The organism is Hyphomicrobium sp. B1 (assembly GCF_049532635.1).
GTDB lineage: Bacteria > Pseudomonadota > Alphaproteobacteria > Rhizobiales > Hyphomicrobiaceae > Hyphomicrobium_B.
Window position 1 is genome coordinate 2,606,625 of the sequence record NZ_CP134871.1, and the last position, 12,094, is coordinate 2,618,718.

The 12,094-nt window shown below is 60.9% G+C and carries 13 protein-coding genes; 12 read left to right on the forward strand and 1 reads right to left on the reverse strand.

The window, feature by feature from the left end; genetic code table 11:
• Positions 1 to 159: 159 nt before the first annotated feature.
• The 4 genes from ldtR to glyA all read left to right on the forward strand — a co-directional run bounded on the left by ldtR (position 160) and on the right by glyA (position 5,148).
• On the forward strand, positions 160 to 669 hold the full coding sequence (gene ldtR, locus RLW55_RS12435) for a transcriptional regulator LdtR (protein ID WP_013948395.1): 510 nt from the start codon (positions 160 to 162) through the stop codon (positions 667 to 669).
• A gap of 156 nt (positions 670 to 825) precedes the next feature.
• Positions 826 to 2,178: a L,D-transpeptidase family protein gene (locus RLW55_RS12440; RefSeq protein WP_423414357.1), complete on the forward strand. Its 1,353-nt coding sequence runs from the start codon at positions 826 to 828 to the stop codon at positions 2,176 to 2,178.
• 238 nt (positions 2,179 to 2,416) lie between these two features.
• On the forward strand, positions 2,417 to 3,649 hold the full coding sequence (gene hemA / locus RLW55_RS12445; RefSeq protein ID WP_409560507.1) for a 5-aminolevulinate synthase: 1,233 nt from the start codon (positions 2,417 to 2,419) through the stop codon (positions 3,647 to 3,649).
• Positions 3,650 to 3,843: 194 nt separating this feature from the next.
• Complete coding sequence (gene glyA / locus RLW55_RS12450; RefSeq protein ID WP_414463153.1) at positions 3,844 to 5,148, forward strand: serine hydroxymethyltransferase; 1,305 nt, start codon at positions 3,844 to 3,846, stop codon at positions 5,146 to 5,148.
• Positions 5,149 to 5,227: 79 nt separating this feature from the next.
• Here the strand turns inward: glyA and RLW55_RS12455 are convergent, their stop codons facing one another.
• Complete coding sequence (locus tag RLW55_RS12455; protein ID WP_409560505.1) at positions 5,228 to 5,812, reverse strand: flavodoxin family protein; 585 nt, start codon at positions 5,810 to 5,812, stop codon at positions 5,228 to 5,230.
• A gap of 94 nt (positions 5,813 to 5,906) precedes the next feature.
• On the opposite strand from RLW55_RS12455, the gene RLW55_RS12460 reads away from it, so the two are divergent.
• From RLW55_RS12460 to thiL, 8 genes are all read left to right on the forward strand, one after another.
• The gene (locus tag RLW55_RS12460) at positions 5,907 to 6,347 is read left to right on the forward strand and encodes a winged helix-turn-helix transcriptional regulator (RefSeq protein ID WP_409560504.1); all 441 of its coding nucleotides are present in this window, start codon (positions 5,907 to 5,909) and stop codon (positions 6,345 to 6,347) included.
• A 112-nt stretch (positions 6,348 to 6,459) separates the two neighbouring features.
• Positions 6,460 to 6,987: a transcriptional regulator NrdR gene (gene nrdR / locus RLW55_RS12465; protein WP_013948389.1), complete on the forward strand. Its 528-nt coding sequence runs from the start codon at positions 6,460 to 6,462 to the stop codon at positions 6,985 to 6,987.
• Positions 6,988 to 6,992: 5 nt separating this feature from the next.
• Positions 6,993 to 8,117, forward strand: coding sequence for a bifunctional diaminohydroxyphosphoribosylaminopyrimidine deaminase/5-amino-6-(5-phosphoribosylamino)uracil reductase RibD (gene ribD / locus RLW55_RS12470; RefSeq protein WP_423414358.1), 1,125 nt, complete (start codon positions 6,993 to 6,995; stop codon positions 8,115 to 8,117).
• A 4-nt stretch (positions 8,118 to 8,121) separates the two neighbouring features.
• A complete protein-coding gene (locus RLW55_RS12475; RefSeq protein WP_013948387.1) occupies positions 8,122 to 8,715 on the forward strand; it encodes a riboflavin synthase in 594 nt (197 codons plus the stop codon).
• Positions 8,715 to 9,863: a 3,4-dihydroxy-2-butanone-4-phosphate synthase gene (gene ribB / locus RLW55_RS12480; protein ID WP_423414359.1), complete on the forward strand. Its 1,149-nt coding sequence runs from the start codon at positions 8,715 to 8,717 to the stop codon at positions 9,861 to 9,863. Before RLW55_RS12475 ends, ribB begins: the two co-directional genes overlap by 1 nt.
• Before the next feature lie 8 nt (positions 9,864 to 9,871).
• Positions 9,872 to 10,375: a 6,7-dimethyl-8-ribityllumazine synthase gene (gene ribH / locus RLW55_RS12485; protein WP_013948385.1), complete on the forward strand. Its 504-nt coding sequence runs from the start codon at positions 9,872 to 9,874 to the stop codon at positions 10,373 to 10,375.
• Positions 10,372 to 10,875 (forward strand): transcription antitermination factor NusB, encoded by a 504-nt coding sequence (gene nusB / locus RLW55_RS12490; protein ID WP_013948384.1) that lies wholly within the window; start codon positions 10,372 to 10,374, stop codon positions 10,873 to 10,875. Before ribH ends, nusB begins: the two co-directional genes overlap by 4 nt.
• A gap of 57 nt (positions 10,876 to 10,932) precedes the next feature.
• Positions 10,933 to 11,943 (forward strand): thiamine-phosphate kinase, encoded by a 1,011-nt coding sequence (gene thiL / locus RLW55_RS12495; RefSeq protein ID WP_423414360.1) that lies wholly within the window; start codon positions 10,933 to 10,935, stop codon positions 11,941 to 11,943.
• The last annotated feature ends 151 nt before the right edge of the window (positions 11,944 to 12,094 follow it).

Genomic DNA, 12,094 nt, shown 5'->3' on the forward strand with positions numbered 1-12,094 from the left:
ACAAATTTCATGTTGCTGACTGGTTAAAAAACCCTTGGAAATAGGGCCTGTCACTATTCTTTTACTATATCTATTTAGGCGAAATTCAGTCCTTCCCATTATCTATTTGTCAAAACCCGGGGCAAACCGGGTGGCGTCAAAAACATGTGAGGCAGGGTAATGAGTTTAGCGTATGAAGTGGCACGTCACCGCGCGCCCGTTCAAGAAGAAGGCTTCCGTGGTGAATATCTCCAGGCATTGCGCCTGATCGAACGCCTTCATCGGCTTTTGCTCGACGTCATCAAAGACGAATTCGATCGTCGTGGCGGCGCCGAACTCAACAGCGTGCAAGCGCTGCTGCTCTATAACATTGGTGAGAGCGAATTGACCGCGGGCGAATTGAAGACGCGCGGCTATTACCTCGGCTCGAACGTCTCCTACAATTTGAAGAAGCTCGTCGATATGGGCTACATTCACTACAAGCGGTCGGATACCGATCGCCGCTCGGTGCGTGTCAGCCTCACCGACAAAGGCCACGAGGCCCGCGACGTCGTCAGCAAGCTCTATCTTCGCCAGCTCGGTTCCGTTCAAACCGTCGGCGAAGTGTCGGGCGATGACGTCAAGAGCCTGAATAAGGCGCTGGTTCGCCTGGAACGTTTCTGGTCGGATCAGATCCGCTACCGCCTGTAATACTGACGATTGCGCCACTCCCCGGGTTTGCCATGCTGTTGTCCCGCAGCATAAAATGGGCCGTTCCTTAAATCCGGAGCGGTCCTTTTTCGTTTGCAGTTATTCGGTTAGACTGTCCCTGAGAAAAGCCGCCATGGCGAGGGGCAGGGGGACGACGTGCATATCGGGCGATCGACATTTGCCAGGGCGGGCTCAGCCGCCCGCAGAATCGCGCCACTGCTGGTCGGTATCGGTTTCGTGACGCTTTCCGCCGCCGCATGGACCGGCATGGGAAGTGCCGCCGCCCAGAGCTTCGGCTGGATCAATTTCGGCCCGACCGGCAACGACGCGCCGGGTTCCTCGCTCTCGACCAATCCGACCGACCCCGATTTCGTCCGCGAGTGGGAAGCCAACCCGCCGAAGGGCTTCGCCACGCTCGCGAAGGCGAACATCGAAGCGACGAAGATGGCTGTCCGCGAATATCTGATGATCGTCAGCCGGGGCGGCTGGCCGCAGCTTCCGGTACCGCCGAACAAGACGCCGCGCGATAACCTGCTGCAGTATGGCACGACCGATCCAAGCGTCGCGCTTCTCCGTGCACGCCTTGCAGCGTCCCGCGATTTGCGGAGCGGTAATACAACTTCGACCTATTTCGATTACGAGGTCGACAAGGCGCTGAAGCGGTTCCAGGCGTCGAACGGATTGACACCGACCGGCATCGCCGACAAGCGCACGATCATGGCGCTGAACGTGCCCGCGGACGTACGCCTGAAGCAATTGAAGGCCAATCTGGCGCGCCTCCAGGAAGTCATCCCGACGACGCAGAAGAAGTACGTCGTCGTGAACATTCCTGCCGCCCAAATCGAAGCTGTCGAGAACGGACAGATCGTTGCTCGCTATGCAGGCGTCGTCGGCAAGGAAGATCGCCCGACGCCGTTGCTACGCACCCCGATCACCGATCTGAGCTTCAATCCGACCTGGCGCCTGCCGCCGACGGTCATCGCTGAGGATCTGATTCCGCGCGGTCAGCAGATGCAGAAGAAGGGGCAGAACGTTCTGCTGAAATTCGGCATCGACGCCTACGACGGCGGCGGTAGGAAAGTCGATCCAGCGAAAATCGACTGGGACAAGGTCAAGCCCGGCACCTACCGCTATAGCCAGAAGCCCGGCAAGGAGAACCCGCTCGGGTTCCTCAAGATCAATTTCAACAGCGCCCACTCCGTTTACATGCACGACACCCCGTCGGACCGAATTTTCGGGCGGAATTTCCGATCCGAAAGCTCGGGCTGCATCAGGGTTCACAACATCGAAAATCTGGCGACGTGGTTGCTTGCCGGACAAAACGGCTGGAATGCCGACCGGATCGCGCAAATGAAAGAATCAGGCAAGCCGATGGACGTCCGGCTGAAAAAACCCGTTCAGCTGCTGTTTGTTTACATTAGCGCCTGGGCCACGGCCGACGGGGTCGTCCAGTTCCGCCGCGACATCTATCAAAAGGACGGCGTCGGCGAGATCGCCGCCTCATATTAGCTCAGAGAACTGTCTACATACCTCGGTATGGTTTGATGCGCCTCAAGGTTGGTTGTGGTGCTTTAGAATAATTGCAAAGGTTCTGGGCAGGAGCGTTGGGTGTTGAAGAAAGTCCTTGAACCTGACCAAAATTTCATGCAACTGCGCGACGAAACGGCACTGGTTCTTTGTGCCCTCCGGGGCCATAAAGGCTGAAAAATAAAATGAACGTCGTGCTTTTGGGAGCGGAAACCAGAAGATGAATTACGAGCAGAAGCTCTCCGATGCCCTCGATGCCGTCAAGAAAGAAGGCCGCTACCGCGTCTTCGCCGACCTGAAGCGCCGCCGAGGTTCCTTTCCCAAAGCCGAAGTGATCAAGGGCGAGGCTGCCAAGCCCATTACCGTATGGTGCTCGAACGACTATCTCGGCATGGGCCAGCACCCCAAAGTGCTCGCCGCCATGCACGAAGCGATCGACCTCGTCGGTGCCGGTTCGGGCGGGACGCGCAACATCGCCGGCACGACCCACTATCACGTCGAACTCGAAAACGAACTCTCCGACCTCCATGGCAAGGAAGCCGCTCTCGTCTTCACGTCGGCCTTCGTTGCCAACGAAGCGGCCCTCTCGACGCTGGCCACGCTCTTTCCGGGCTGCGTGATCTTCTCGGATGAAAAGAACCACGCTTCGATGATCGCGGGCATTCGCAACGGCCGCGGACCGAAGCAGATCTTCCTCCATAACGATCTCGCCGATCTCGAAGCCAAACTCAAAACGGTGCCGCGTGAGACGCCGAAGATCATCGCTTTCGAGAGCGTCTATTCGATGGACGGCCACGTCGCCATGATCGGCGCCGTCTGTGATCTTGCGAAGAAATATAACGCTCTGACGTATCTCGACGAAGTGCATGCCGTCGGCCTCTATGGTCCGCGTGGCGGCGGCGTCGCCGAACGTGACGGCGTCATGCACCGCGTCGACATCATCAACGGCACATTGGCCAAGGGCTTTGGTGTGATGGGCGGCTACATCGCTGCCTCGAAAACCATCTGCGACGCCATCCGTTCCTACGCGCCGGGCTTCATCTTCACGACGTCTTTGGCGCCGGCCATCGCTGCTGGTGCAGTTGCTTCGATCCGTCACCTGAAGTCGAGCAGCACTGAGCGCGAGGCGCACCAGGAACGTGCCCGCACGTTGAAGCGCAAGCTCGCTGCTGCCGATCTTCCGGTCATCCAGGGGCCGAGCCACATTGTGCCGGTGCTCGTCGCCGATCCGGTGCGCTGCAAGGCGTTGACGGACGTTCTCCTTGATCGCTACGGCATCTACGTCCAGCCGATCAACTACCCAACCGTGCCGCGCGGCACGGAGCGTTTGCGCCTGACGCCGTCTCCGCATCACACCGATGCCGACATGGATCACCTCGTTAACGCCCTGTCCGAGCTGTGGTGCCAGTGCCCGCTGGCGCTGATGGAAAGCCTTGCCGAAGCCGCCGAATAGGGCGGGTTCGCCGAGCAGGACCTGACTACCCCTTTGAGCCAAAAGCCCCATCCGCGCCGATATTACGCGCCCGGGTGGGGTGTTGAGCCCTGGCGCCTGAGCCCTTACTATGGTTGAACCCGCGTCCGGCCGGGCTTGACTTAACGGTCCCCGCCAGCGCTACAAAAACATTTCCAAAATCAGGGGAAAGCTCAATGTCGACTGCACCGGCCGCAGCAAACTCGCAGACGTCGCGCTTCTTCAAGGCGCACCTCTCGGAGACCGATCCCGAGGTCTTCTCCGCCATCCAAAAGGAATTCGGACGTCAGCAGCACGAGATCGAGCTGATCGCATCTGAGAACATCGTGTCTCAGGCTGTGCTCGATGCTGCAGGTTCTGTTCTGACGAACAAGTACGCCGAAGGCTATCCGGGCAAGCGCTACTACGGCGGCTGCCAATACGTCGATATCGCCGAAGAGCTCGCGATCGACCGCGCCAAGAAGCTGTTCAACTGCGGTTTTGCCAACGTTCAGCCGAATTCGGGCTCGCAGGCCAACCAGGGCGTCTTCAACGCGCTGGCGAAGCCGGGCGACACGATCCTCGGCCTGTCGCTCGCTGCCGGCGGACACTTGACGCACGGCGCACCCGTCAACCAGTCGGGCAAGTGGTTCAACGCCATCCATTACATGGTGAAGCCCGACACGCACCTCATCGACATGGACGAGGTGAAGAAGCTTGCCCACGAGCACAAGCCGCGCATCATCATCGCCGGCGGTTCGGCCTATCCGCGCAAGATCGACTTCGCAGCGTTCCGTGCGATTGCCGATGAAGTCGGCGCGACGTTCCTCGTCGATATGGCCCACTTCGCCGGTCTCGTCGCCGCTGGCCTGATCCCGAGCCCGTTCCCGCACGCTCACGTTGTCACGACGACGACGCACAAGACGCTGCGCGGCCCGCGTGGCGGCATGATCCTGACGAACGACGAAGATATCGCGAAGAAGATCAACTCGGCGATCTTCCCTGGCATCCAGGGTGGCCCGCTGATGCACGTCATCGCTGCGAAGGCCGTCGCTTTCGGTGAGGCGCTGCGCCCGGACTACAAGGTCTACATCAAGAACGTCATGGACAACGCCAAGGCTCTTGGTGAAGTCATGGTGCAGAACGGCTTCGCGCTCGTCTCGGGCGGCACCGACACGCACCTGATCCTCGTCGACCTTCGTCCGAAGAAGATCACGGGCAACAAGGCCGAGAAGTCGCTCGGCCGCGCGCACATCACCTGCAACAAGAACGGCATTCCGTTCGACCCAGAGAAGCCGATGGTCACGTCGGGCATCCGTCTGGGTTCGCCTGCCGGCACCACGCGCGGCTTCGGCGTCGCGGAGTTCCAGGAGATCGGCCGCCTGATCTCGGAAGTTCTCGATGGTCTGTCGAAGAACGGCGAAGAAGGCAACGCAGCTGTCGAAGAGGCCGTGAAGGCCAAGGCGACGGAACTCTGCACCCGTTTCCCGATCTACGCTTAAGCGCGATGTAATGAAAAAGGCCGTGCGGCGCTCGCCCCACGGCCTTTTTTCATGTCTGCGAAGCTGAGTGATCGGGGCTTTACGCGCCCTTCTTCCAGCGCGCGGCGGCTTCGGCGATGCGGGCCCCGAAGAGTTCCGCTGTCTTCCTGTCCTGTTGTGGCGGCGCTTTATCAGCGCCTTCGTCGGCATTCGCTTGCGTCATGAGGCCGAGAAACGATCCCAGGCGATTAATGGCTTCGGGCGTCGTCGTCGTTGAATTGTAACCCGGCATCATGCCCGTGCCGACCCAGACCATTCCGTGCTGACCGGCAAAAACCGCCAACTGGGTGAGCGTTGACAGCTTATCACCCGACCAGCTCGCCGAATTCGTAAAGCCGGCCGCGATCTTGTCTTTCCAGCCCCGCGTGTACCAAACCTTCGAGGAAGCATCCATGAACTGCTTCATGACGGCGGAAGCCGAGCCCATGTACGTCGGCGCGCCGAACACGATGGCGTCTGCATTCGCAAGCTCGTCCCAAGGCCCTTGTTCGGACGCGGTAAGGTCGTCAGCTTTATAAAGCCGGGCTGTGGCGCCCGCGACGGTTTCTACACCTTTGGCCACGTACTCCGCGACGACGGCGGTGTGGCCATATCCAGAGTGATAGACGACGGCGATAGTGGTCATTTAGCGTTCTCCGCACTTGCGATCTGCCGGGGTCGCATATACGGGTTAGAAACTGACGGTAAAGTACGCACCTTTTGGTAACTATGGGTCAAACATGCCAGGCGCCGATCCATTCAAGAGGTTGAAGGACGATGCGGAAAAGCGGGGTTCTCGCGCCGCGAACATCTATGCGGAAGCTTGCCCGTCGCGCGCCCTGCTTGAACTCGTGGCGGACAAATGGACGCTACTCGTCATGCCCGCGTTACGCCGCGGCCGAATGCGCAACGGCGAACTCATGCGGCTGGTTGAGGGTGTCTCGCAAAAAATGCTGACTCAAACTTTGCGTACTCTTGAGAGCAACGGGCTCGTGCGACGCATCGATCGCATGGAAGTCCCTCCTCATGTTGAATACGAACTGACTGAGCTTGGCCTCTCTCTGGCCGACGCGATGCGCAAGCTTGATTCGTGGGTTGAGACGCATATCCAGGCAGTCGAAAAGGCCCGTGAGGAGTTTAAAAAGCAGAATCGGCCTAAGAGCCGGCAATCGAAGCTTTGAGTTCTCTGAACTCTTTTACCCATATGAATTTGGTTCACAAATGCGCTTCCGTAAGGGATAACGCGCCACTCCGTGCTATACGACGCACGTATTGAATTAAGGAGCAATCGGGATGCGCTGTCCCTTCTGTGGAAGCGAGGATAGCCAGGTCAAGGATAGTCGGCCGTCGGACGAGAACTCCGCGATCAGGCGTCGGCGTATCTGTTCCGATTGCGGCGGCCGCTTCACGACGTTCGAGCGCGTGCAGTTGCGCGAGCTGACGGTTGTCAAACGTTCCGGCCGCAAGGTCCTGTTCGATCGCGACAAGCTCTCGAAGTCGATCTCGGTCGCGATGCGCAAGCGCCCCATCGAGCCCGAACGCATCGACCGCTTGGTGTCGGGCCTCGTCCGCCAGCTCGAAAGCTCCGGCGAAACCGAAATTACCTCGGCCGAGATCGGCGAACTCGTCATGGCAGCCTTGCGCGGCCTCGATCCGGTCGCATATGTCCGCTTCGCCTCCGTCTATCGCGACTTCCGCGATGCGGCGGATTTTCACGCCGTCCTACGCGAACTCGCGAGCGATACCCACGATCCGCTCGATCTTAACGAACGGTTCGGCACGCCCGTGCTTGATGAGCTTGCCGCCGAGAAAAAGCACTAAGCGACATGTCGCGAAGAAAAAGTTCTGCGTTCGACGCCGAGATGATGGCGATTGCGCTGCGCATGGCCGAGCGCGGGCTTGGTGCGACTGCGCCTAATCCATCCGTCGGCGCTGTGATCGTCAATGAAGAAACCGGGGAAGTGATCGCGCGCGGCACGACGGCGCGCGGCGGCCGCCCGCACGCAGAACCTCAGGCGATCGCGCTCGCCGGCGATAAAGCCCATGGCGCGACGATTTATGTGACGCTGGAGCCATGCTCGCATTATGGCCGTACCGCGCCATGCGCCGACGCCATTGTTGCCGCTGGATTGAAACGCTGCGTCGTCGCTATCGAAGATCCCGATCCGCGCGTAGCGGGCCGGGGGCTCAATCGTCTCCGCGATGCTGGCATCGAAGTCTTGCGCGGCGTCGGTGTGTCGGAAGCCCGCTGGATCACGCGCGGCCACATCGTCCGCATCACCGAGCGCCGCCCGCTCGTCACTCTGAAACTTGCGCTCGATGCCAACGGCGAAATCGCGCGCGGCTCGGGCTCTGCGCCCGTCTGGGTCACGGGCGAACTCGCCCGCCGTCACGGCATGCTTCTGCGCAAAGAATTCGATGCGATCCTCGTCGGCAGCGCCACCGTGCGCGATGACGATCCGGAGCTGACGTGCCGCCTGCCGGGCCTCATGGATCGCTCGCCGGTACGCGTCGTGCTTTCGCGTTCGCTCGATCTGCCGCTCGCAGCCAAGCTCTTCAAAAGTGCCCGCGACGTTCCCGTCTGGCTGATGACGTCGGCGGCAAGCGACGCTGCGAAGAAACGCGCCATCGCCGACGGCGGCACGGAGGTCGTCGACGTCGGTGTCGTCGGCGACACGTTATGGCTGCCATCGATCATGGAGGCGCTGGTCGCGCGCGGCATCACCCGCCTCCTGGTCGAAGGCGGCCCGGCAATCTGGCGCGGCTTCGCGGATGCAGCGCTGGCGGACGAGGTCGTGCTCTATATGGCGGGCAGCCCATCAGACGTTGCCGCCGACAGGGCCATGCGGCGGTGGGTCGGAGACCTTGGAATGACCGCAGTCGAACGACGGACAATCGGCACCGATACGATGTGGCGCTATCGTCGCCTTGCAGATAGGGAAGGACGCTGATCGCATGTTTACTGGATTGATCACCGATGTCGGCGAGGTCATAGCGCGCTCTGGCGGCTGCTTTACGCTGCGGACGGCCTATCCGCTGAAGCCGGAAGAAACAGGCCTTTCAATCTGCTGCAACGGCGTCTGCCTGACGGCGACGGACATCAGACCAATTTCGGCCGGTGCCGAATTTACCGTCGACGTCTCGAATGAAACTCTGGCCAAAACCACCCTCGACAGCTGGCAGCCTGGCCGCCGCGTCAATTTGGAACGGTCGCTCCGGGCGGGCGACGAGCTTGGCGGGCATATCGTCTCGGGGCACGTCGACGGCGTCGCCAAAATTATTTCAATTACCCCGGACGGTGACAGCAAACGCTTTCTTTTGGAAGCGCCCGAGCATCTTTCCCGCTATATAGCGCCCAAGGGTTCGGTCGCGTTGGACGGAACCTCGCTGACCGTCAATGAGGTTGCGGAAACCCGGTTCGGCGTCAATCTCATACCGCATACCTTGACGGTGACGACCTGGGGCGCGAAAACCCCCGGCGATCTGGTCAATCTGGAAGTGGATGTTTTCGCGCGCTACGTCGCGCGGCTGATGGAGTTTCGCCCCTAATGTCGGGTCCTTCAAACCTACGGACTGTGCGCAGCGACAGCGTCCTGTCGTCGATCGAGGAGATCATCGAAGACATGCAGAATGGCCGCATGGTCATTCTCGTCGATGCCGAAGATCGCGAGAACGAAGGCGATCTCATCATCCCGGCGCAGATGGCGACGCCCGATGCCATCAACTTCATGGCCAAGTACGGCCGTGGACTGATCTGCCTATCGCTGACGCAGACGCGCGCGACCGAGCTCAATCTCGATTACATGGTTCGCCACAACGGCTCGCGCAATCGCACGGCTTTCACCGCGTCGATCGAAGCCCGCGAAGGCATCTCGACGGGCATCTCAGCGTTTGATCGCGCCCGCACCATCGCGACCGCCATTGATCCGACGAAAGGGGCAAACGACATCGTCTCGCCCGGTCACGTCTTCCCGCTGATCGCGCGCGAAGGCGGCGTTCTCGTCCGAGCCGGCCATACTGAAGCCTCGATCGATCTCGCCAAGCTTGCCGGGCTCAATCCGGCGGCCGTGATCTGTGAGATCATGAACGAGAACGGCACGATGGCGCGTCTTCCCGACCTGACAGCCTTCGCGCAGTTCCATGGGCTGAAGATCGGTTCGATTGAAGATCTCATCGCCTATCGCCTGAAGAACGACCGCATCGTCAAGCGCGTCGCTCAGACGCCGGTGACGACCTCGGCCGGTGATTTCAATCTTGTCGTCTACGATACGACGGTCGAGCCAGGCGAACACTTGGCGCTGGTCAAGGGCGACCTCTCGAAGGGCGGCCCGGTTCTCGTGCGTGTGCATGCCGTCAATGTTCTCTCCGACGTCGTCGGCATTGATCAGCATTGCGAAGATGGCACCGCCATCGAGCAGGCGATGCGCGCCGTCGAAGCTGACGGCCGTGGCGTCATCGTTTTGATCCGCGATCTTCGTCCGAAGTCCGTTTCCGAATGGATTTCGCGTCGGTCGACGCCGGGCGCGGTGGCGGATGCGAGCAAGGAGCGCCGCCAGGTTGAAATCGGTATAGGTTCGCAAATTCTTGCCGATCTCGGCGTCAAGGACATGGTGCTTTTGACGACGTCCCCGCAACATGTGTACGTGGGCCTCGAGGCGTTCGGGCTGCGTGTCACCGGAACACGGAAAATCGAGTAGCCCGAGCCATGGTTCAGAAAACGCCAGCAGCGCCGCACGATGACAAGGGCGCCGGCCAGATTCGCGCCCACGTCCTCCTGATCGAGGCGCGCTTCTATGAAGATATTGCCGATCTGCTGATCGAAGGCGCCATTGCCGAGTGCGCCAAGCGTGGTGTCACGTTCGAGCGGGTTGCCGTTCCGGGCGCGCTTGAAATTCCGCAGGTGCTTGCTGCTGCCGCCGAAGCGCGCGCAGCCGGCCGCGCCACCTTCGACGGCGCCATCGCTTTGGGCTGTGTCATTCGAGGCGAAACGGGCCACTATGACATCGTCTGCAACAACGCCAATCACTGGCTGATGGATGTCGCGATGAAGCAGTGCATTCCCGTCGGCAATGCTATCCTCACCGTCGAAACGCGCGCTCAGGCACTGGCGCGCGCCGAAGGCGGCATCAACGGCAAAGGCGGCGATGCCATGCGCGCGTGCCTCCGCCTCATCGAGACGAAACGCGCATTCTGGGACGTGCAGGTATGACGGCCAAGGGCAAACCAAAGGTCGGAGAAATAACGCCGCGCACGGCTGCGCGCATTTCGGCTGTCCAGGCACTCTATCAGATGGACGTCGCGGGCACGGACGTAAACGACGTCATCGCTGAGTTCATCGAGCAGCACTTCGAAGGCGACAATCGCAACGAGACGCTGGCGACCGCAGATCGCGTTTTCTTCGCTGACATCTTGCGCGCGGTGATCCGTCGGCAGCGCGAGATTGATCCGATGATCGACGAGCAGCTCGCAGCCGGTTGGCGGCTCGTACGCGTCGATTCGATCCTGCGCGCCATTCTCCGCGCGGGCGTCGCGGAAATTCTGGACCGCAGCGATGTTCCCGCGCGCGTCGCCATCAGCGAATATGTCAACGTCGCGCATACCTTCTTCGACGAGGAAGAGCCACGCGTCGTCAATGGCATCCTGGATAAACTAGCGCGGCGCGTTCGCGGCCACGAATTCGTTTCAAAGCGCGTGACGCCGTCGTCCTGAGACGTCTCGCCCGCAGCCAAGCGTTGGGTTGAGAGCATGCCGCCAGCGCCGTCGAAAATGTCTGCCTCAGGCGATCGGATCGCGAACGAAACCGATCTGATCCAGACCTATCTCGCACCGCTGACGCGCGGCGCGCCGGGCGCATTTGAACTGCGCGACGACGCCGCGCTGATTGCGCCCGAGCCCGAAACCGATCTCGTCTTCACGAGTGATCCGATCATCGCGGGCGTGCACTTCGTTCCGACGGACAACCCTGCCGACATTGCGTGGAAGGCGCTCGCCGTCAACGCCTCCGATCTCGCCGCCAAGGGCGCGAAGCCCATTGCCTACATGCTGAACCTCGCGCTCCCCGAGCCGCCGATGCGGGAATGGATAAGCAACTTTGCGAATGGCCTGCACGCCGCGCAAGATCGCTTCGGCTGTCATCTAATCGGCGGCGATACCGACATGACGTCCGGTCCGCTTTCGATTGGCGTGACGATCATCGGAGCGGTGCCGACGGGCAAATTCGTTCGTCGCCAGGGCGCGGCATCGGGCGACCACGTGTTCGTCACTGGTACAATCGGGGATTCCGCGCTGGGTCTGCGCGTTCATGCCGATCCCTCGGCGTTTCCGCACCTGACGTCCGTTGAGCGCGCCTTTCTCGAAGACCGCTACTTGCGCCCGACGCCGCGGCTGGCGCTCGGCGAAGCGCTGCGCACCCACGCATCCGCCGCGCTCGATATCTCGGATGGCCTGATGAAGGATCTCACCCGGCTTGCGGGCGGCCTGGGGTTGAGGCTTCATTTCGATCTCATACCTTTGTCTAAGGCCGCAGCCTCGGCGTGGGCACATGATCCGGCCCTCGCTGAAACGATCCTTGGTGGTGGCGACGATTACGAATTGCTGGTCGCGGTAGCCCCGGCGGCGATCGCGGACTTCAGAAATGCGGCGCAAGCCGCAGGCATCGCCGTGAGTGACCTTGGTGTACTCGACGCGAACATTTCGCTGCAGGTCGTCGATGCGGACGGAACCCCGATGGCGATTGAGCGGTTTGGATACGACCATTTTTCCCGGTCGGCGCGATAGCAACACTCGGACCGCTTCCGCGCGGCATGTATGCCACATCGCATCGGCTTTCGCAGCGAGATCGAGACGGAAACGGCTTGGAAACGCGTCACTGTTTGGCCATATGCGTGATGACAGGTAAGTGGCTGAAATAGCACGACGGTGGCGTTTG